The organism is Nitrospira japonica, assembly GCF_900169565.1.
GTDB classification, from domain to species: domain Bacteria; phylum Nitrospirota; class Nitrospiria; order Nitrospirales; family Nitrospiraceae; genus Nitrospira_C; species Nitrospira_C japonica_A.
On the sequence record NZ_LT828648.1, the window covers coordinates 803,532 to 824,370 of the forward strand.

Sequence of the window (20,839 nt, forward strand, 5' to 3'; positions counted from 1 at the left end):
ATCCGCTCTTTTTAAAAGGAGTGCACGTCATGCCGGTGATCCACAAATCGACCATTCGCCGAGCGCGGCAAGCCGAAAAACGGCGCGCGCGGAACCATGCCGCCCTGAGCATCGTGAAAGGACTCGTGAAGAAAGTCCAGACCGCCGTGGCCGAGAAGAAGGCTGAGGACGCCAAATCCTCGTTGCGGGCAGCCGAAGCAGCCCTCAGCAAGGCGGTGACCAAGGGCATATTGAAAGCCAACACCGCCTCCAGACGAATTTCACGTCTCACGATCCGCGTCAACGCCCTGGGCGCGACCCGCGCGTAACCGTTCGCACGTTCGAAACCGGTTTAGTCCGGCTTCTCTGAGCGAATGCGACCGGTTCCCGCCCCGACACGGTCGGTGGGGCATTCTCTCGCTCCCGACCGCAGAGTTCGAACATCAGTTGATCCATGATCCGTTCCGGTCGACCTGCGCTCCCGCCTTTGAGCGCGTGGTCTGTCTGCTGAAATCGCCGAAACGCATCCGTAAGATGCTGCTCGGAGAACCGTTCGAGGAACGAGCGGACGCCTGACGGATCCATCCGAAACATTCGCGCCACTTCCCCCTGCCGCCCGCCCTGTCGCATGAGGTCTTTGGATTTCCAGAGACGCCGGTACTGCCAGACCAGCGCGCCAAGAATCTTGAGCGGAGCTTCTCCCGATTCCAAGTTCCTCGCCAAGATGGCCAACGCGCGGCCTCGATCTCCCGCGCCGATTGCCGCGGTCAGATCGAATACGGAGGCACCCGGCTCCGTCCCCCTCATCACGGTCACATCCGCCGCCGTCACCGAACGGTTGGATGGCACATACGATGCGAGCTTTTCCAATTCACGCCGGGCGGCATAGAGGGATTCCGCGCACGACTCCTTGAGAAGCTCGATGGCTTCTTCCTCCAGCTTGACGCCGAGCCGCGCCGCTTCGGCCTTGAGCCAGGACAGGTACTGTGATTCCTTGGGAGGAGAGCAATCCACGGCGACGGCGCTCTTTATCAACGCCTGCGTGAATTTCAGCCTGCGGTCCAGCTTCGGCGCGACGAACACCAGGGTCGTGGAATCGTTCGGGCTCTCGAAATAGGGAAGCAAGGCGTCGCCCTCCCTTGCCGGAAGCTTGTCGGCGCCTTTCACGACGACCAGACGGCGGGAAGCGAAGACCGCAGATTCGGATGCGCAGGCGACAATCTCCGCTCCGTCCGCTTCATCTCCATAGAACTGGTTGCTGTTGAACACATCGCCTTGTTCACCGACCACTGCGGCTTTTAGACAGGCCACGGCCTCGTCCCTCAGCAAGTCGTCCTCGCCGATCACCGCATAAATCGAAGCGGGAGTCGTCTGCTGAAGATGCGACGGAACTTGTGCCGGTGAGAGCGATGGCGGCATGACGATAGTCCTTACGGCGCCTTCGATTCAAGTTTGGACGCCGCTTTGGTCAGCTGTCCGGACTCGAGTTGAAGGAGGAACCGCGAGGCCAGATCTTCGGCCAAAAATTGACCCGCCTGTTCAAGGGCGCGGTTTTGAAGCACGCGGTTGAACTGCAGATCCGTGGTGATGAAAAATTCCGACGCGCCTTTTGCCACTTGCACCCAGAGGACGCGCTTCGTCCTCGTCTCTTCGACCTTGACCGCCACCACCACTTCCGTTCGGCTTTCAAACGTGGTCGTCTGATCGAAGCTCAGCGTCGGGACGATGACCGAGAGGATTTGTCCCGTCATCATGAGGTCCGCGGCTTCCGAGTCAGACACGACCTGCGCCCCGCTGCCCGACGCAAATTCATGCCTGATGTAATTGGTAAACCGCGATTCCAAATTCGGCTCGAAGCTTTTGTTCTCCAGCGTCCGGATCACCAGCCGAGGCGGGGGAACCGAGGAGGCGGCGACCGGCGAACCTCCGATCGTGGGGCCGGGGCCTTCCACCCGGAACTGGTATCCGCAGGCCACCGGCAGCACGGCCATCGACAATGCCAGGCCGGTGCGCAGCACCAGCGAGTCGGCGACGGAGACGCGGGCCGGGCTGCGCCGTGAGGCGCCGGCAGGCGATTGTGCGGGTGGGCAGTTCATCAGACGACGAAATTGATCAACTTTTTCTCGACGTACACGACTTTCTTCAGTTCCTTTCCGTCCAACCATTCGGCCGCCCGTGCCCTGGCCAACCCCTCCACGCTCTCGCGCGTGGAGTCGAGAGGCACCTCGATCTTGCCGCGAAGCTTGCCGTTGATCTGAATCGGAATGGTCACCGTGTCGCTGGCGATGAGCGCCGGATCGAACGCCGGCCAAGCCCGCTGCGATACGCTCGGCGCATGACCGAGCAGCGCCCACAACTCTTCGGACAGATGGGGGGCGAACGGAGAAAGCAAGAGGATGAAGGGTTCGATCACGGCCCGAGGCCGCCGCTCGGCCTTCGTCATCTCGTTGGTGAACACCATCATCTGCGAGATCGCCGTATTGAATCGGAGCGCTTCGATGTCTTCGGTCACCTTCTTGATCGTCTGATGCAAGACCCGCTGCTGTTCCATCCCGGGAGGTTCGTCGGTTATGACTTCGGAAACCCGTCCCTCTTCGGTGATCATGAGTCGCCAGACCCGTTCGAGAAAGCGCGTGACCCCTTCCACTCCCCGGGTACTCCACGGCTTCATCGCTTCCAGAGGCCCCATGAACATTTCGTAGAGGCGCACCGCATCGGCGCCGAACTTATCGATGATTTCATCGGGGTTCACCACGTTGCCGCGCGACTTGGACATCTTCTGATTGTCCTCACCGAGGACGATGCCCTGATGAACCAGCTTCTTGAATGGCTCCGGCGTGCTGACGACGCCGATGTCGTACAGCACCTTGTGCCAGAAGCGGGAATATAGGAGATGCAGGACGGCGTGCTCGCTGCCGCCGACATAGAGGTCGACGGGCATCCAATACTTTTCCTTGGCCGGGTCCACGAGGTGCTTCTCATTCTCCGGATCGATGAACCGAAGATAGTACCAGCAGGATCCCGCCCATTGCGGCATGGTATTAGTTTCCCGCGTGGCCGGCTTGCCGCTCGCCGGATCGGTGGTATCGAGCCAGCTCTCCAGATTGGCCAGCGGACTTTCCCCCGTTCCCGACGGTTTGAAATTCTTCGTTTCGGGCAGCCGTAGCGGCAGCTGTTCCTCGGAAATCGGTTGGGGCGTCCCGTCCACCCACACAATCGGGAAGGGCTCGCCCCAGTAACGCTGGCGGGCGAAGAGCCAGTCCCGCAACTTGTAGTTGACCGCCTTCCGGCCTTGGCCGCGCGATTCCAGCCACGCGGTGATCTTTGGGATGGCCTCGACCGGCGATAACCCATCAATCGAACACGAACCGTCCGGTGCGGTCGAGTTGACGACCCGCCCGGCCTCGGTGTCGACATAGGCCGCTTGTTCGACGTTTCCACCGGCAATGACCTCGCGAATCGGGAGCTCATACGTCCTGGCAAAGGCCCAGTCGCGCGCGTCATGGCCCGGCACGGCCATGATCGCACCCGTTCCATAGCCCATCAAGACATAGTCCGCGATCCAAATCGGCAGAGGCTCTCCGTTGACCGGATTGACGGCATAACTTCCGGTGAAGACGCCGGTCTTATCCTTCTGCAGGTCCTGACGCTGCAAATCGCTCTTCTTGGCCGCGGCCTCCCGATAGAGGGTGACGTGGTCGCGCTGTTGTGCAGTCGTCACGGCTCCGACCAAGGGATGCTCCGGAGACAGCACGAGGTAGGTGGCTCCAAACAACGTGTCGGGTCTGGTAGTGAACACACGAAGCGCGCCGTTTGCCCCTGCCAGGCGGAATTCCACTTCCGCGCCGATCGAACGGCCGATCCAATTTTTCTGCATTTCGAGCGTGCTGGCCGGCCATTCCACCAACCGGAGATCATCGAGCAATCGATCGGCATAGGCGGTGATCTTCAGCACCCACTGACGCATGGGCCGCCGCACGACGTCGAACCCTCCGACCTCGCTCTTTCCGTCGACGATTTCCTCGTTCGCCAGCACGGTGCCGAGAGCCGGGCACCAATTGACCGGGACTTCCGCCACATAGGCGAGGCCGCGCGAGAACAGTTGGAGAAAGATCCACTGCGTCCAACGATAATAGTCGGGATCGGTCGTGCTGAGTTCCCGCTCCCAATCGTAGGAGAGGCCGATCCGCTTCATCTGCCGCTTGAACGTCGCGATGTTTTCGGCCGTCGTAATGGCCGGATGGATACCCGTCTTGACGGCATATTGCTCGGCAGGCAAGCCGAACGCGTCCCATCCCATCGGATGCAACACGTTGAAGCCTCTCATTCGCTTATAGCGGGAGACGATGTCGGTCGCCGTGTAGCCTTCGAGATGGCCGACGTGAAGTCCCGATCCCGAGGGATAGGGGAACATGTCCAAACAGTAGTATTTCGGTTTGGACGGGTCGTCCGTCGCACGGAAGGGTCGATGCGCCTCCCAATACGCCTGCCACTTCGCCTCAATAGCGTGATGATCGTACGTCTTGCTCATGTGCGTTGGATGAACCGGCCGCTGGGGACCACAATCAAAGAGGAGGACTCTAACACAGACCAGCCGGTGCAACAAGAATCCAGACAGGCGAAAGGTGCGGAGAGCGGCGGCGCCGGTGAGAGTTTGATTCGGCCTGACCGCCCACTAGCCTCCTGAAGATGCACAGCGTATTCTTCGACCCACGTGAGCCGCCGTACGGAGGGAGAATGGGACTGTATTCGAGCTACGTTTTCCCGCACCTCATGGATTGGCTGATGCGGGGCAAGGAGTTTCAGCGTCTTAGAGACGATCTCCTGACCGTCGTTCGCGGGGACGTGCTGGAAATCGGGTTCGGTTCAGGCCTCAATCTGGCTCACTATCCGCCCACCGTCCATCACCTGACGGCCGTGGATCCGGCTCGTTTTCTTCCCGACATCGTCGCTCGACGGACGGCTGCCGTCGCTTTTCCGGTGGAGATTCACCACCACGCTGCGGAAACATTGTCCTTTGCCGATCAGCGGTTCGACTGGGTGGTCAGCACCTGGACGCTCTGCAGCATCGCGGATCCGGTGCAGGCGCTGACGGAGGTCCGACGGGTGCTCAAACCCGATGGCCGATTCGTCTTTCTGGAGCACGGACGCTGCCAAGACGAGCGCGTCGCAGCCTGGCAAGACCGGCTCAATCCGATCCAGAACGTGCTCGGGTGCGGCTGCCACCTGAATCGCCGGATCGACCGGCTCGTCGAGCACGGCGGTCTTCGGCTTATGCAACTGGACCGGTTCCCCATGGCGGACGTGCCTCAGCTCGTGGGAGCGATGTATCGAGGCTGGGCGGAACCGATCCCCTGAGACGCGTTCAGCGAAAGGCGGGTTCCGGTCCATTGAGGAGGGACGAGAGATCCTCGACCGATCGAAATGAGGCCGAAAATGCCGGCGGCGATTGTGAGCTGGACTTTGCGCTGTGGAGCAGATGGGCGATGCCGAATTGTTTTGCCGCCGCCAAACATCGTTCATCGTCGTCGATGAACAGGGCCTTAGCGGGATCAAACCCCACCAACTCCAGACAGGCCGGCCAATATTGCGGACGCATCTTCAGGTAGCCGACTTCAAACGCGTCCACGATGCGGTCGACCTGCCGTTCGAGTCCGGTCTTGGCCGTCTTGATCGCGACGCCGGCCGGATGGGCGTTCGTGAGGACGGTTAGCCGTTTCTTGTGATGCCGCACGGCAGACAGGAACGCCGTCGCACCTGGCAGGAACCCGATCATGTGATCCAATTCCCTATGCATGGCGACGACGTCGATCCCGACCCGCGTCGTCCAGTATTGCAGATCGGTCCAGGCCAGTTCGTCTTCCACCGAACGATACATGGCCATCAATCGCGCCCGCGATTCTCCGAGGGACAGTCGCTCGCGCAGCGCGTACCGGCGGGGTAATTCTTCCTCGAAAAAGAAATTGTCGAAGTGACGATCCAGCAGGGTTCCGTCCATGTCGACCAGGACGTCGTCGATCTGGGACCAATCAAGCCTCGGTGGCGCCTCGGCCGATGAAAGCGTGTCCATCGACCGGAGTATAGACGAGGCCGGGCGGGAAAACGACCCGCGACCGTCGCGTCCGAAAGCGGGGGCTGTTGTCTTTGAGAAAATTCCTGTGTTAGGGTCCGAGTGGCCTGCATACGCCTGATCTCCATGTCGTCGCAACCCACACTCAATTCTCTGATGTCACCGATGCCGCTGGTCGCCATCATCGGCCGGCCGAATGTCGGCAAGTCGACGCTCTTCAACCGGATCCTTGGGAGCCGAACCGCCATCGTCGACGACGTTCCGGGAGTGACCAGGGATCGAAACTATGCGGACACCAACTACCGGAATCGTCCTTTTCGGCTGATCGACACCGGCGGGCTTGAGCCCGCGGCGTCGGACGGAATGCTCGCCCTCATCAGGCGACAATCGGAGCTGGCCATCGCCGAAGCGGACGTGCTGATCCTTCTCATGGACGGACGAGCCGGCCTGATGCCGCAGGATCAGGAAGTGATCCGGCTCCTTCGCGGCACCACCAAGCCCTTGTTCGTGGCCATCAACAAGATCGATACGCCCAAGACCGAAGTCCTGGTCGCGGACTTCTATCAGCTCGGGATCGACTCGTTGTTCCCGATCTCGGCCGAGCACGGCATCGGCGTGGCCGATCTGCTGGATGCCCTGTATCCATTGTTATCCGATCAGCAGGACCCCGAGGAACAGAATCCGGTGCCGCGCGTGGCTGTCGTGGGCAGACCGAATGTCGGCAAATCCACGCTCGTCAACGCGGTGTTGGGAGAGGAGCGGGTCGTGGTGAGCGACGTTCCCGGAACCACCAGGGACGCCGTCGATTCGCTGGCGACGTACGAGGGGCGTCAGTATCTGTTCACGGATACCGCCGGCATCCGGCGCCGGGGGAAAGTCGATCGCGGGATCGAAGGCTACAGCGTGGCTCGTTCGTTGCGAGCCATAGGCCGATCCGATGTGGCAGTCCTCCTCCTCGACGGCGAAGAAGGCATTACCGAACAGGATACCAAGATCTCCGGGCTCGTCATCCGGCAGGGGCGCGCTTGCCTGATGCTGGTAAACAAATGGGATTTACATGAGGGGGACGCGCAGGCGCGTCAGCGATTCGAACGGGACCTCAAACGGCGCTTTCCGTTCCTCACCTGGGCACCCGTCCTTTTCGGTGCCGCCGTCAAACCCGGTTCGTTACGGCACCTGTTCCCCACCATCGACGATGTCTACGCGTCCTTCACCAGGCGCATACCGACCGGCGAGCTCAATCAACTGCTTCAGACGATTCTTGCCACCCATCCGCTTCCGAGCCGTAAAGGGAAGCCGACGAAGATCACCAAGTCGGCCTTTATGACCCAGGTCGCGACGAGACCGCCCGTATTCGCCCTGTTCGTGGGGCATCCGGAAAACATGACGCCCGCCTATTTGCGCTTCCTCGAACATCGCCTCCGGGAAGAGTACGGGTTCGCCGGCACCCCCATCCGGCTTCTCGTCCGAAAGAAATAGCGGACAGTTTCCGTCCACCGGACGACTGAGTTTGTCCGCAAGGCGGATCAGACCGGACGTTCTTTTCGTATTATTCAGGATTCCAAGCCGCTCATGCCGCGCGCGGGCGGGTTTGACTCTTGCAACCCTTCGGTGCCGTTCCCCAACCGGGACCGCCGCCATGCCAGAGACCATCCCGCAGTCCTCACCATCCGCCTTCGGTGAAGCTGGCCGTTCGATCCATCATCCCGCGTCGGCTCCCCTGTCCCAGGCGCCCGGTCAGTTCGCGGCGCACGACTCGGGCGTGATTCTGCTCTCTGCTCCGACCCGCATCTTGCACATGAACGGACGTGCCCGTGCCCTGATGGCCTTATTCGGCGATGTGCATGGCCTGTGGCCGAATCTGGCGCCCGACTCGATACCCATCATCCTCGTCGAATTCTGCGGGGAAATTCTCATGGAATTGGACCGCCGTGCCCAAGGGGGCGAGTGGGAACAGTTCGAGATGCGCCGTGTCTGCCATATGACCACCCCGCCGCTCATGCTCAGGGGATTCGGCGTTCCGGTCTCGGCCGATCGCGAACCCCGCATGATCCTTCTCCTGCAACCCCATTCTTCCTGGTCGTCTGCCGGCTGAACGAGGGCGTCGTCAACCGATTGTCCGTTCCGGTGTTTCGTCTTGACTCCTCGTGATCAGCATGGTTTATTCCTCAAGAGCCTGATTGACGCGACTCCAACCGACCGGTTGACGAATCATCCAAGACATTTATGATCCTTCCCTCGATACGGCCCGTTCGTTTCCTGTTGGGCGTTCTCACCCTGTCCGTCATGCTGACATGGGCGCTCGCCGGCCCTTCTTTCCCCGCATTGCCCGACAATGCGGAACCGGCCCCGACCGATTCGACGGACCAGACGGAACCGGACTCCGTTGGTTCCCAGGAAATCGCGGATCCTTCGATCACCCTACGGGGCTCCGTCTGGCGTACGAAAGCTGGCATCGTGTTCTTGCGGACTCCCATCGGCACACTGACCTTGAGCTCCAAGTCCACATTGAAGGACCTGAAGGCCTCCCACGAAGTCCGTTTCTGGGTTCATGAACGGCATTCCGTCGTGGATATCGTAAAGAAAAGCGACGGCTCAAGAATCCACCGGTATCTGGCGGGTCCCATGACCCCGGGTTCCGACGTGCCGAATTCGCTGCAGTGGTGGACCCCGGACGGTGACGAGACGACCCACGTCGGGACCCAGCAAGCCCGCCTGGCCGCCTTCCAGGAAGGCGATACGCTGACGGTCGAAGTCGACGACTCCCGCACGATCATCGGCGTTCATGACCTGCAATACGACCTCCAGATCAGCCAAGTGCCCCCGGCCGGCTCCGACGCGCACGTCGTATTGTCCGGGTCGGTTTCGAAACTCAAATCCAACTTCGTTTTCCTCCGCACGCCGGTCGGCGTCGTAATGGTGAATTCGAAGATCGGCGTTCCTCACGTCAAAGTCGGTCAACCGATGACCGTCAGAATCGACGGCCAGCGGGTCACGGTCGATCTTGACCGGGGCGCACCGTCTTCGCAGGACCAGCACGTTCCCGCGCCATCCTCGGCCCCGAATCCCTGACCGCCGCCATCCATGCGCCGCACGCCACCTTCCCAGTCGCCCCGGCCCCCACAACAGCCGAACGACTTTGATAAACTGTACCGAGACCATGTGGATTTGGTGTATCGATACGCGCATCGCCTCTGCGGTGAAACCGAGACGGCCAAGGATCTCGTCCAGGAAACCTTTCTCAACGCCTACAGAGGCTTCGAGGGATTTCGCGGCGACGCGCGGATCTCGACCTGGCTCTACACGATCGCATCGCGGGCCTGCATGCGCATGCGGCGCAAACGCAGGGGGCAACCGGAACGGGAGCTGTCGCTCGACGAGTTCATTCCAACCTCCGACGGCGAATTTCGTCTGCAGATACCGGTCGACGGGCTGACTCCCGAAGAAGCGCTCGAGAACAAGGAATTGCGGCAAGCGTTGGATCAGGCCATTCAAAAGTTGCCGAGCAAGTACCGCGTGACCCTGGTGTTGCGCGACATGGAGGGGTTGAGCGCCAAAGAAGTGGGCACCGTCATGGGCGTGAACGAACGGGCGGTGAAATCCCGCCTGCATCGGGCCAGGCTGTTCGTCAGACGTGAATTGAGCGCACGCGGCATCACCGAACCCGGCCGTGACTCCGTCGGAGCCCCGCGCCAGCCGGAAGGATTCTCGACATGAAGACCTCCAAAACCAGTGTGCGCAGATCGGGCCGATCGACTCGTCACGCGGCTCACCGTCTGGATCGTTGTTTGCGCGTCATTCGGCAATTGTCGGCCTATCTCGACGATGAGCTCCCCTCCGACATCTGCCGGGAGTTGAGACGGCATCTCGGCGCCTGCCCGAACTGTGAAGTGTTCGTCGCCTCGTTGAGGGAAGCCGTCGGATTGTGCCGTCACCGACCCACACCGCACCTCTCGCCGTCCGAACGAGCGACGCTGCGTCGCGAAATCCTTCGGGCCTCTCGATCAGGGTTCCGGGGGTAGCCCATGCCGGTGTCGGGGATCATCTGGATCCTCATCGCCCTCATCTCCTGGTCGCAGGCCTGGTCGGCCACGCCGGAAGAATTGGAGCAAGGGCGCACGATCTATGAGCGCCATTGCGCCGATTGCCACGGGATGGATGGCCGGGGCGACGGCACCCTTGCGGCCTCCCTCTCTCCGAGGCCCGGTAATTTCGTCTCGGCCCAGACCTCCGCGAAATCGGACCAAGACCTTCTGAAAGTCATCGCGAAGGGGCGACCTCGTACCGCCATGCAAGGGTGGAACGACCGGCTCTCCGAGAAAGAACAGCTCGCCACCCTCGCGTACATCCGGTCGCTGGTCCGATTTTCACGCTCCGCAACGCCTCCGCCCCCGACCCGTTAATTGCCGTCCGCCTCTTTCGGATCAAGAAATCCGCATGGTAAAGTACCGGCTTTATCACATGGTGCAACCGTAGGAGTCTTCATCACATGATTCGCTGGCACGTGATCGCAGGGAGTGGCATTGCGTTTTTCGGTTCGCTGGTTCTCTCGTGGGGCTTCCTTGGGGAGCCGTCCGCATCGTTCGCCGCCTCCGCAAAGGCCTCGAAAAAATCCGACGGACTTCCTGCCTCCACGGCGATCCGGTTCGTCGAGGCGGTGTCGCGCGGCTCGGCGGCCGACGCGGTCAAGCTCGACTTCGCCTGCCAGTTTCAACTGGTGACGGCCAAGGGCGGCGCCCTGAAGTCCCATCCGGCGCCGACCGATCCGTCTTACGAAACCTGCTGGAACCACCTCAAGGCCGCGCACGAGCCGGCGCTCACGCGTTCGGATATCGGCATGGACGTCCTGTGGCCGAGCAACGGGGGCCTGGTGTTTTTCCACGAGGACCTCGACCATTATCCGGCATCGGCGTTTGTCATGGATACGATCGGACTCTCACCGCCCGGAAGCGGCCTGCACGTGAAGACCGTGTCGACCAAGCCCCTGCCGAACGCCTCGTTCCGCCTTCGTGAGAATGCCGCGCTCGTCTCGGTACCGACCACTTTGGTCACGGTCGAGGTTCGCTACCAGGACCCGATCACGTCGCCGGTGACCAAGGCCCCGGGCAGCTACAAGTGGGCGAGTACAGTGAAACCGGCCAGACGCGCCCTGAAGAGCATCCTCATCGAATGGGTCGTATTGTCTGGATTGAAAAAACACGGCTTTCCCGGGGATACGGCCGTCGTCAATCTCCTGGTGAAGGACGGAGACCCCGTGGACGGCATCGCCCAGGAGATCGTTCCCTTTGTGACGGTACGGAGCGGGCCGGTGCCCGGCTCCCTTCAATGGTGGGGCCCGGAGGACATGCCGGGATTGCTGGTAGCCACTTCTGCCCGCGCAGCGTCGTTTCCGAACCTGCGGGACCGCGTCGCGCTCCTGAATCGGGTGCTGATCATCGATCCCAACCAGCCTGACGCCTTGACCGTGCTGACCAGAGACCTGTACGGCGTGGTCCTGAGACAAGCGGTCGCAGAGCACCATTTGACGGTGAAAGATCCGGCGCTGTCCATGGTCGTCAACGAGCATTACTGGAACATCTATGCTCAGTCGACGCGGACGGATCTTTCGTTGGGCATGGAGATGGGGGGATTCGACAAACCGACGACGGCCGACTACCTCTATCGACTTCTGCCGGCATTGAAGACCTTGGCGCAGGTACGGCCGGAGCAACTCGACAATCGCTTCCGCTGGGGTGCGGCTCTCCGATGGAACAACGATCAGGATCTTTCCATCGAGGTGCTCCAGAAGCTCGTCAAGGACGTTCCCGCGGAGCGGAAGTCCGGCAAAGCGGAGGCGCTGCTGCAACTGTCGTGGGCGCGCATCAACAAGGTGGCCTGGAACCGGATCATGGACGATCCCGACGTGCGGACCGCCTATCTGGAGGCAGACCAGGCGCTCGCGCTTGCCGAACTGCCGCTCGACAAGTTCATCGCCGAATACACCAAAGCCTACAGCCTGCTGTTCAGCCCGGCCAGAGACAACCGAGAGATGCTTGCACTCCTGACGGAAGCGCGGAAATGGTTTGCCGAGGTGCCGGGCCGGAGCCAGGAAATCTGGAATTTCTTCATCGGCGCAGACTCGCTCAAATCGGTGCTCGATGCGGATCCGATCTTCCAGCCGCTTCTGGCGTCAGGGGATCCGAAACACGGCTAGCGCCGTTCGCCGCGGGCTTCGCGTGCGTGTTGCCGCATGTTCCGGCTGAGTTCCAATCCGTGCGACCTCCGGTTCCCGCCCGTCGAGGCGGCGGAATCGGACGGCCTCTTGGCCGTCGGCGGCGATTTGAGTCCGGAGCGACTGCTTGCGGCCTACCGACGGGGCATTTTCCCCTGGTATCAGGACGACCAGCCGATTCTCTGGTGGTCGCCAAACCCCCGCGCGGTGCTCTTCCCGCACAAGCTCCACGTGTCACGGAGTCTCACACGAAGAATTCGCCGCGGCGACTTCACGGTCACGCTCGACACCTGCTTTCGCGCCGTCATGACCCACTGTGCCGGTCCCAGGCCCCAGTACCCGGAAGGAGGGACTTGGATCACCCGGGAAATGCAGGACGCCTATGCGACGCTTCATGAGATGGGTTACGCGCATTCAATCGAAACCTGGCAACAGGGTCGATTGGTCGGCGGACTCTACGGCGTCGCGCTCGGGGGAGCCTTTTTCGGAGAATCCATGTTTTCCCACACGGCCGATGCGTCCAAGGTCGCGCTGACCGTGCTCGTTCGACAGCTTCAGGCGTGGGGATTCGCCGTCTTCGACTGCCAGCAAGCCTCCCCCCACGTCATGCGATTCGGGGCGGAAGAAATACCCCGCCGGGAGTTCGTCTCGCGGCTCGAGTCGGCCTGCGCGCATCCAGACCGTCGCGGAAGATGGAGGATTGATCAGCCATAGCCATAGAGCACTTCTCGAAGTGAATAAAGCGTGAGCACTTGATCAGTGTTTCAGCCGTTCTCATCCGCAGATCGACAAGGAAACTCGCGTTTCTCAGCCTTCTTCCTTCTCAAAAACCTTCAACCTTTGGCATTTGATCCCATGTTCGACCATCAAGCGTCCTGCCCGTCTTACTCTTGAATACCCCGCCCCACTGCTTAAAGAAGAATGGTACATTAGCGGAAATGCACTGGGCGCGTATTTGGCGAACCCACTGTGGTTTCATCGGTCGGGCGTATGGACCGGACTCTCCACCAACAATCACCCAGTCAATGCCTTTCAAATCAAGATTCGGTAGAGGTCCCAATAGTGGCTCTAGGGAAAGAAACTTGATTCTGGCACTTGTTTGCTTCAGATGCCGAATGCGTAGAACGTAGTCCTCGTTCTCGACGCTCACGCCCATCCAAACATTGTCCGGCCAGGACAGTTGGCTATCCAACTCCACAAGTCGATCTGCCCGTTTCGTGAGGACTTGAAACTGATGCTGGGATGCGATCTGCATCACAGCAAACACTCTACTAATGAACTCAACAGGAACATCTCTATGAAACAAGTCGCTCATCGAATTTACAAAGATAACCTTTGGCTTCTTCCATCCAAGCGGTATTCCCAAAGATTCGGGATGAAGCGTGAGAGCGAATCCGTCTTTGTATTGTCTTGTGCCGGCTGCCTGCAGCCGCAAGGCTAAGCGTTCGGCATAACAGTTTTTGCATCCCGGACTGATTTTGTCGCACCCGGTCACGGGATTCCAAGTCGCCTCTGTCCATTCAATCTTTGACAGACCCGCCATTTCCGTTCCTAAAGATTTTTTTCGTGCTTCTTGAAGATGTCTTTTACAATCCTAAGGGCGACTGGTTTAGGTGAGGCAAAGAACAGATAGTAAACAACCGCGCCTCGTGAGTTTCGCATGGCAAGAGGCTTGGATACATGCTTGAAGCCAGCTACACCAAGCAACCTCTCTCTGAAAGCCTTCGTGACGGTTTCATTATCTAGTTTTTCTTCGTATCCGAACAGATTGCCAGTTGTGGAATAAGCCGCTGATTTCCAGCTTCCGTCACCCCAGAATCGAGTCATCCTTTCAGCCTGTTCCGATGGGACAGACTCAGGGTCGTGCTTGAGCACATTCATATTCATGTCCATGATGGGAAAATTCAGAAATATTTCGACTGACTTCATCTGACCAGCAGTATAGATCACCTTCCAATCGAGATGCAGGCCATACGGGTCAAGCCAACAAAATCCTCGTCGATAATCTTTGTACTGTACTCTGGGAAAAACTTTTCCGAGAAGCACCTGGTTGCAGTCACCTTCATGAACAAATACGTTCTGCCGTTGCTGAGCTACTTGCTGCAAAGAATCGACGCGTGCCTGGTCGATGTCGATAAAATGATACTCGGCAAATGGCGGGCTTACATTCAAAGCATTAAGAGGCGAACCAGGCACAAACTCCTTTGTTGCGCGAGACAGATGAACCCCGGCTCCTGCAAACGCATCGATATATATATGATAGAGCCGCGGCTCTTTTTGAGCCGAAAGTATTTGGGAGTACGCCTGTGCATACTCCCGGATGATATCCAGTTTGACTTCGGACCAAGGACCTATCTCGTCAATGTTTGAATCTGCCACAGGAGCAACCTACTTACTTTAGCCCACGGCGTCAATTTACTGGCATTCCAAGAGATTGAACGATAAACCGATGATTATTACCGAGATGAGGTGAGTCAGAGGTTGGCGGGTGGCGCCAACTTGGGCGCCCGTCCGCCCGCAGCGGGGTCCCCACACCGGGCGGGGTGCGAGGACGGACGGGCTGGTCGGCGACAGGACCCGCACAAGTCCCGCACTGCTTATCCCGTTTTCATCTTGGCCACTTCGGCGAAATAATGGGCGAACGCTTTCATACCGCCCGAAGCTTGGCCCCAATCGAAGTACTCGTTCGGAGCGTGATATCCGTGTTCGGGCAAGCTGAGGCCGAGAAAAAGAATGGGCACCTTCCACATTTTCTGCATCGTCACGACCGCGCCGATCGAGCCGCCCTCCCGAATGAAGGCGGGCTCCTTGCCGAAGCCTGCCTTGGCCGCGCGTTTCACGCAGTCGATATAAGGGCCTTCGAAGCTGCCCTTGAAGGGATGCAGCATGCCTTCCGGCTCCACTCGAACGTTCGGATTGAGTGTTCGCACATGCGCTTTGAGTAGCGCGAAGATCCGTTCCGGCGCCTGATTCGGCACGAGCCTCATACTGACTTTCAGCTCTGCCTGCCCCGGCACGATCGTCTTTATTCCCGGGCCGTGATAGCCGCCGGTCAGGCCGTGTACTTCAAACGTCGGCGCCGCCCAGATGCGGCGGGTCACCTCCGCGGGAGCCTCCGTCCGCAAGGAGTGGAACCCGTAGGCCTCTTTGAACCGTTTCACCTCGAATCCGGATTTCAGGAAGCTTGCAACTTCCGCCTTGGTCGGAGGGACGACATCCTTGTAGAATCCGGGAATCTTGACCTCCCCTGTCTTCGCGTTTACGCAGGCCATCGCCACATCCATCAATTCAGCCAGGGGATTTCGCGCTGCCCCGCCGGTCACTCCCGAATGGGCGTCCTTGCTGCCCGTGCGAAGCGACAGTCTGGCTCCGATCAAGCCGCGTAATCCGTAGGGTGCGGCCGGCCGGCCCTTCGCAATCCAGATCGTGTCGGAGACGACCACCGAATCGGGACACGGAATCCCCTCGCGGTCTTTGAGTCCTGCGGCAAAATGCGGGCTTCCGATTTCCTCCTCGAGCTCCCACAGAAACCGGATATTGATCGGCACGCCCTGCTCCACGGCCAATCTGGCGCCGAAGAGGGCGGAAAGCGCCGGACCTTTGTCGTCCGTCGCCCCGCGCCCCCGATAGATGCCGTTCTCGTTTGCGAAGGCGAACGGATCCCTCTTCCACTCCGCTTCCTGCGCGGGTTGGACGTCCATGTGGTTGTAAATCGTCACGGTGGGATACCGTGCGCCGGTCATCCAGCCGCCTGACACGATCGGATAGCCGCCGGTTTCCACGATTCGAGCCTTCGCGTCCAACCCGTTCAGCACATCGACTGCCATGGTTGCCATGCGCCGAATGTCGCCTGCGCGAGCCGGGTCCATACTGATCGACGGGATCTCGACCATGTGTCCGAGCAGGTCTTCAAATTGCGCGCGCCGGTCCGGCACATACCTCTCGAGGGCGGCTTTCAGATTCATGAATGAGTCCTCCGGAAGATGGTCGCGAATTATAGCGGCTGTCCGGCCGGGACGAAAGAGAACCTCCCCGCGCCTGCAGGCCCCGCATGCTAGAATGACCAGCCATGATATGTTTACCGCGGGCCGTCGTACTGCCGCTCGTCGCGGCATGCTTCGTCTTTGTCTGGTTTCCCCTCCCGGCTGCCGGAGATCCGCTCAGCGTAAGGGACGTTTTGGAGGAGCCCGGCGTCTTTCACCTCAAGCAAGTGGTGTTGCAGGGCACGGTCAGGAACGTGCAGCCGCTCGATCCGTACAAACTGCCGGCCGGGACGACCTGCTACGGCGCCTACCTGTTCCATTTGGAAGACGACACGGCCTCTATCGGCGTCGCGGTGTTCGGCCAGTGCGGCGTGCCGATCGTCAAGGATCCGGACGTCGAGGACGGAACGCGGATCGAGCTTCGCGCGACGATCCAGGCTCCGAGCCACGGCGGATACTATCTCAGTTTCCAGGGTCTTCAAGTGGCGGGAGAGCGTGAGGGCGTGGTACAAGCCGTGGCCGACCAGATTACCCCGCTGAACGAGTAACCCATGCCGCGCCTTCCCATCCTCTCGTCCGTTCCGCTCTTGACCCTGTGTCTGCTCTCGGCCTGCACCAGCAGTCGGGGGCTCCCCGTTGAACCGCTCCAAGAGATTCTCCGCGAGGAGGCGGATCGTTTCGAAGCTCCATCGCCCGCTCCGCCGCCGCGATCCATTCACACCCGACCCGAAGTCCCGGCGCTGGGCCTCTACCTCAAACGGGCGGGAATTCTTCCGCACGATTTCGAATGGACGGATCGCAACCGCGATCACGTCCTGGCCTGGGCCAGAACCCTCGCGACGAACGGCGATCTGAGCGGCGCTCAGTACATCCCCCGATCGTCGCTGAAGGGATTCCAGCTGTCCCAGCTTCGTGATTCCTCTGCGCGGTACGGAACCGATCTCCTGCTGGTGCTGGATGGGGCCGGGGCGGTTGATCGGTACAACAACTCCAAGGGGCGGTGGTTGTATTGGACGATCCTCGGGACATACTTTGCCGACGGGACGCACAGTGACGCGCTGTGTCTGGTGCGGGGCTCTCTGTGGGACGTCAAGAGCGGCGCATTCCTCTTCGAAGCGCAAGCGGAAGGACGCGCCCATACCGTCGGCCCTGCCGCGTTCCTGGATGATACGACGGCAGTCGAGCAGGCCAAAGCACGCGCCCTTGAGAATCTGGAGCGTATGATTGCGGAGGAACTCCGGCGCCTGCGGAAGCTCCCTCAAACGGATGGTCCCGTCATCGAGAATCAAAGCTCCAGAGAGCCGAAAAAAACAGGAGATTCTGCGACGGGGTCAGGCCGATGACGCCGGGAGCGATCTGCCCCCCTGTGTAGAATCCTCCTTGCGGTCCCGTGGAATTGTCGAAGCGGTACTCGAGGCGGAAGATCGTCGTCGTCCAGGCATAGTACCACCTGTACTCCAATGTCGTGGTGACGGCCTTGATAAACTGTTTCGCCCCCGTCAGCGTCCCATCCGGATCGTAGTAGAGTTCGGGTCGAACTGCGACTGCCCATGGCCGTGCCAGCTGCCAGTGCCCCCAGATCGCTCCGCCGGTCCAGAATGCCTGCCGGCCTCCGGCTTCCGGTATGGATTGTTCCGTGCCGATGTCGTAGGCCAATGCGACGGTGAATGCATGACGCTTCCACTCCAGGATGCTGTCCGAAAAGAACCGCCAATATTTCATCTGCGTATTGGACTGGTCCGGTCCGTAATAGAGATTTTGGATAACGGTCAGCTGCGATGAGGCATTCCATTTGACCTGCGTTCCATAGCTCGGGAGGTTGTTGGGATAAGACAGGAAGTTATAGCGGTTGATGACATAGAACGCCGTCTTGACCGCCTCGCCGAACTGATATTGTGCGGCGACTCCGAACATAAAATACGGCGAGTTGTCAGCGAGATACGATCTCGTATAGTTGAAATTGTCTTTTGCATAGAATGAATCGTACCCGATGAAGCTGTTGAACAGTCCGGCCGTCAATGTAAGGCCCGTACCAACGGGAGCCAGATACGAGACGTTGGCGCGGGAAAAATGGCTGAACGTATCGGCGTTCGGGTACGGATCTCCGAACCGTAGGCTGGCATTGGGAACTTCGCCGGTCACATCGCGTCCTGTCTGAAGGGCCAACTCCATTCCCCAACGCGACGCCTCGTTGGCGTCCTTCCTGACGTACGCCAGCGCCATGTTGATATTCGGATCGTTGACCCGTTGCGTCGTCACCTTGCTGCGCCACAAATGATTCTCGGGAAAGTTGAAGTCGACGGCGTAGCTCAGATCAAGATACAGACCGTAGTGCCATAACGATCTCGGCTCCTCGTCGCGTTGATCGGCTTTGGATTCGGTCTGGGGGATGGAAACAGGGGGTGGCTGTTCCGCGCCTGCCGTCAAGACATCGGCCCGCCAGGCCAATATACATATCACGGTGGACAGCGCGCTGATTTTCAGGAGATCGACGATCGTTCCCGCTCGCACGATCACACCGATTTCCACAGGAGATCAAGGACCGTCTGCTCACGGCAGACAGCTCCTCCGGTCTTGACGTCTTCCTAATACGTTTGCGCCGTCTTTTTACCTCATTTTGACGGATAATGCGCTATCGTGTTTGGTGTTTGTGAGCACAGCGCCCTGTCACTGGTTGAAGGCATGCACGAGAAGGAGAAACCGTTCGAGTGAACCGGTCCCTGCTGCGGACGTTCGGTCTGGCCGTCTGGTTGGGAGCCAGCGTCATTGCAGTGTCCGCATCGGGTGAAGAGACTCCGGCAGAACCTTCCGCTGAGCCGGCACGCGTGGACAAGCCTCTCTGGCACTACGGAGGATTCATCGATCTTGGCTATTCGCTCGACTTCAATTTTCCGGCCAACCATTTTTTCCGCGACCGAAGCACCACCCCCAGAGTCAATGAGCTCAACCTCAACATGGTCGCCGGCTACGTCCGCAAGGATGCGACGGAATCGTCGCGATGGGGAACGGAATGGCTCGTGCAAGCCGGGGAAGATTCCAAGGCCTTCGGATTTGCCGTCGGCGTGCCGAATGCGCCGAATTCCGACGTGTGGCGCCATTTCGGGAGGGCAAATGCCTCGTATCTGGCGCCCGTCGGCAACGGGCTCACGGTGCAGGCCGGACTGTTCAACAGCTTCATCGGGTACGAATCGCTCTATGCCAAGGACAACGGCAATTACACGCGCGCCTGGATCGCGGACTATTCGCCGTACTTGATGTTCGGAGTGAATGCCCAGTACGACTTCAACGAGCGATGGGGCGGCGCATTTTTCATCATCAACGACTACTTCCATCTCGAACATTCGAACAACGTCCCAAGCTACGGAGGGCAGGTACGGTACACACCCGCCTCGGGCTGGACCGTCAAGGAAACCGTCTACTACGGTCCCGATCAGTCTGACACCGCGATGGAGTTCTGGCGCTTCTTCTCGGACAGCATCGTGGAATGGAAGGGCGAGCACCTGACGCTGGCGTTCGACTATCAGATTGGGACGCAGAGGAATGCATCGGCGCCAGGAAATCCGCGTGATTTCTACACGGGAGGGACTCTGGAAACACGTTGGCACATCGCAGGCCCCTGGGCGGTCTCGGTCAGGCCCGAGTTCTATTGGGATCGAAATGGCCTGATGACGGGATCCGAGCAATTCATCAAGGCTGTCACGACCACCGGTGAGTATCGGATACCCTACAAATGGACCACGACGATCTGTCGGCTGGAATACCGGTATGACGATTCCACCGGACCTGGCGGGGGATTCTTCAAAGGGACGAACAACGTCCTCACACCGGGGCAGCAGATGCTGATCTTTTCCGTCGTCGGAACTTTTGATTCCCCGTAATGCTTCACTCGGTCCTGAGACGATACCCGACTCCCAGTTCCGTGACGAGATACCGGGGATGCGCCGGGTTGATCTCGACTTTGTTCCGGAGCTGCCGCATGTACACCCGGAGGTAATGGGATTCTTCGACGTGTAACGGACCCCAGGCTTCTTTCAACAATTGGCGGTGGGTCAGCACCTTTCCGGCATGGCGGACAAGGGCCGTGAGCAACTTGTATTCGATAGGCGTGAGATGGATTTCTTTGCCCGCCACGAACACCTGCCTCCGCCCCAGATCGACCCGCAATCCCTGGATGGAAAACACCGATTCGCCGGCGTCGGCGATTCGAGCCACATGCCTCAAGGCGGTGCGCATTCGAGCGAGCAGTTCGGAGACTCCGAACGGCTTGGTCACATAGTCATCGGCGCCCAGGTCGAGCGCTTCGACTTTCATCGGTTCCTGATCTCGAGCCGACAGGACGATGATCGGCGTGACCGTCCATTCCCGCACCAGCCGAATCACCTCAATCCCGTCGAGATCCGGAAGGCCGAGATCGAGTAGGATCAGGTCCGGGGTTCGCGCCTTCGCGTCCACCAGGCCCTGCCGTCCCGTGGTCGCCTCCAGTAATCGAAAGCCATGCGCCGGCAGCGTGGCGCGCAGGAATCGCCGGATCTCCGGTTCATCCTCTATGACAAGCACTGTGACGTCCTGTCCGGACATCTCGGATCGGCCTTTCGG

At 59.9% G+C, this 20,839-nt stretch carries 22 protein-coding genes; 13 read left to right on the top strand and 9 right to left on the bottom strand.

Annotation, left to right across the window (positions count from 1 at the left end; all coding sequences use genetic code 11):
* Positions 1-29 precede the first annotated feature (29 nt).
* Positions 30-308, top strand: a complete 279-nt coding sequence (rpsT, locus tag NSJP_RS03940) for a 30S ribosomal protein S20 (RefSeq protein WP_080885631.1) — start codon at positions 30-32, stop codon at positions 306-308.
* On the opposite strand, the gene holA is transcribed toward rpsT, so the two are convergent.
* Genes holA through leuS form a run of 3 tightly spaced genes read right to left on the bottom strand, consistent with a single transcriptional unit; the run spans position 280 to position 4,510 of the window.
* Positions 280-1,398: a DNA polymerase III subunit delta gene (gene holA / locus NSJP_RS03945; protein WP_080885632.1), complete on the bottom strand. Its 1,119-nt coding sequence runs from the start codon at positions 1,396-1,398 to the stop codon at positions 280-282. The two genes, rpsT and holA, sit on opposite strands and share 29 nt — an antisense overlap.
* Positions 1,399-1,409: 11 nt before the next feature.
* Positions 1,410-2,075 carry an LPS assembly lipoprotein LptE gene (gene lptE, locus NSJP_RS03950; protein ID WP_172834141.1) on the bottom strand — a complete coding sequence of 222 codons (666 nt, stop codon included), beginning with the start codon at positions 2,073-2,075 and terminating at the stop codon, positions 1,410-1,412.
* Positions 2,075-4,510, bottom strand: a complete 2,436-nt coding sequence (gene leuS, locus NSJP_RS03955) for a leucine--tRNA ligase (protein WP_080885634.1) — start codon at positions 4,508-4,510, stop codon at positions 2,075-2,077. The genes lptE and leuS overlap by 1 nt, the downstream gene beginning before the upstream one ends.
* Positions 4,511-4,716: 206 nt before the next feature.
* Here leuS and NSJP_RS03960 point away from each other — a divergent pair, with 206 nt between their 5' ends.
* Complete coding sequence (locus NSJP_RS03960) at positions 4,717-5,337, top strand: class I SAM-dependent methyltransferase (RefSeq protein WP_172834142.1); 621 nt, start codon at positions 4,717-4,719, stop codon at positions 5,335-5,337.
* 7 nt (positions 5,338-5,344) lie between these two features.
* Here the strand turns inward: NSJP_RS03960 and NSJP_RS03965 are convergent, their stop codons facing one another.
* Positions 5,345-6,049, bottom strand: coding sequence for an HAD-IA family hydrolase (locus tag NSJP_RS03965; protein ID WP_080885636.1), 705 nt, complete (start codon positions 6,047-6,049; stop codon positions 5,345-5,347).
* Between the two features lie 165 nt (positions 6,050-6,214).
* Here NSJP_RS03965 and der point away from each other — a divergent pair, with 165 nt between their 5' ends.
* From der to aat, 8 genes are all read left to right on the top strand, one after another.
* Positions 6,215-7,528 (top strand): ribosome biogenesis GTPase Der, encoded by a 1,314-nt coding sequence (gene der, locus NSJP_RS03970; RefSeq protein WP_080888500.1) that lies wholly within the window; start codon positions 6,215-6,217, stop codon positions 7,526-7,528.
* A 160-nt stretch (positions 7,529-7,688) separates the two neighbouring features.
* Positions 7,689-8,144, top strand: a complete 456-nt coding sequence (locus NSJP_RS03975) for an SAM-dependent methyltransferase (protein ID WP_080885637.1) — start codon at positions 7,689-7,691, stop codon at positions 8,142-8,144.
* A 131-nt stretch (positions 8,145-8,275) separates the two neighbouring features.
* Complete coding sequence (locus tag NSJP_RS03980; protein ID WP_080885638.1) at positions 8,276-9,121, top strand: hypothetical protein; 846 nt, start codon at positions 8,276-8,278, stop codon at positions 9,119-9,121.
* A 12-nt stretch (positions 9,122-9,133) separates the two neighbouring features.
* Entirely contained in the window at positions 9,134-9,766 is a 633-nt protein-coding gene (locus tag NSJP_RS03985) for an RNA polymerase sigma factor (RefSeq protein ID WP_080885639.1), read from the top strand.
* Positions 9,763-10,071 carry an anti-sigma factor family protein gene (locus tag NSJP_RS03990; RefSeq protein ID WP_080885640.1) on the top strand — a complete coding sequence of 103 codons (309 nt, stop codon included), beginning with the start codon at positions 9,763-9,765 and terminating at the stop codon, positions 10,069-10,071. Before NSJP_RS03985 ends, NSJP_RS03990 begins: the two co-directional genes overlap by 4 nt.
* Positions 10,072-10,074: 3 nt before the next feature.
* Complete coding sequence (locus NSJP_RS03995) at positions 10,075-10,452, top strand: c-type cytochrome (RefSeq protein WP_080885641.1); 378 nt, start codon at positions 10,075-10,077, stop codon at positions 10,450-10,452.
* A gap of 86 nt (positions 10,453-10,538) precedes the next feature.
* On the top strand, positions 10,539-12,242 hold the full coding sequence (locus NSJP_RS04000; protein WP_080885642.1) for a hypothetical protein: 1,704 nt from the start codon (positions 10,539-10,541) through the stop codon (positions 12,240-12,242).
* A 36-nt stretch (positions 12,243-12,278) separates the two neighbouring features.
* Positions 12,279-12,974 carry a leucyl/phenylalanyl-tRNA--protein transferase gene (gene aat / locus NSJP_RS04005; protein ID WP_080885643.1) on the top strand — a complete coding sequence of 232 codons (696 nt, stop codon included), beginning with the start codon at positions 12,279-12,281 and terminating at the stop codon, positions 12,972-12,974.
* A gap of 109 nt (positions 12,975-13,083) precedes the next feature.
* Here aat and NSJP_RS04010 read toward each other — a convergent pair whose 3' ends face one another.
* The 3 genes from NSJP_RS04010 to NSJP_RS04020 form a co-directional block, all read right to left on the bottom strand.
* Positions 13,084-13,803: a DUF5131 family protein gene (locus NSJP_RS04010; protein ID WP_080885644.1), complete on the bottom strand. Its 720-nt coding sequence runs from the start codon at positions 13,801-13,803 to the stop codon at positions 13,084-13,086.
* A gap of 8 nt (positions 13,804-13,811) precedes the next feature.
* Positions 13,812-14,639, bottom strand: coding sequence for a three-Cys-motif partner protein TcmP (locus NSJP_RS04015; protein WP_080885645.1), 828 nt, complete (start codon positions 14,637-14,639; stop codon positions 13,812-13,814).
* Positions 14,640-14,857: 218 nt separating this feature from the next.
* A complete protein-coding gene (locus tag NSJP_RS04020; RefSeq protein ID WP_080885646.1) occupies positions 14,858-16,225 on the bottom strand; it encodes a M20/M25/M40 family metallo-hydrolase in 1,368 nt (455 codons plus the stop codon).
* Positions 16,226-16,329: 104 nt separating this feature from the next.
* Between NSJP_RS04020 and NSJP_RS04025 the strand changes: the two genes are divergently transcribed.
* On the top strand, positions 16,330-16,791 hold the full coding sequence (locus NSJP_RS04025; protein WP_080885647.1) for a hypothetical protein: 462 nt from the start codon (positions 16,330-16,332) through the stop codon (positions 16,789-16,791).
* Positions 16,792-16,794: 3 nt separating this feature from the next.
* Positions 16,795-17,586, top strand: a complete 792-nt coding sequence (locus NSJP_RS04030) for a hypothetical protein (RefSeq protein ID WP_080885648.1) — start codon at positions 16,795-16,797, stop codon at positions 17,584-17,586.
* Here NSJP_RS04030 and NSJP_RS04035 read toward each other — a convergent pair.
* Positions 17,519-18,760, bottom strand: coding sequence for an outer membrane beta-barrel protein (locus tag NSJP_RS04035; RefSeq protein WP_172834144.1), 1,242 nt, complete (start codon positions 18,758-18,760; stop codon positions 17,519-17,521). The genes NSJP_RS04030 and NSJP_RS04035 overlap by 68 nt on opposite strands.
* 191 nt (positions 18,761-18,951) lie before the next feature.
* Between NSJP_RS04035 and NSJP_RS04040 the strand changes: the two genes are divergently transcribed.
* Positions 18,952-20,121 (top strand): outer membrane beta-barrel protein, encoded by a 1,170-nt coding sequence (locus NSJP_RS04040; protein WP_080885650.1) that lies wholly within the window; start codon positions 18,952-18,954, stop codon positions 20,119-20,121.
* Positions 20,122-20,125: 4 nt separating this feature from the next.
* On the opposite strand, the gene NSJP_RS04045 is transcribed toward NSJP_RS04040, so the two are convergent.
* The gene (locus tag NSJP_RS04045) at positions 20,126-20,821 is read right to left on the bottom strand and encodes a response regulator (protein WP_080885651.1); all 696 of its coding nucleotides are present in this window, start codon (positions 20,819-20,821) and stop codon (positions 20,126-20,128) included.
* Positions 20,822-20,839: the final 18 nt, after the last annotated feature.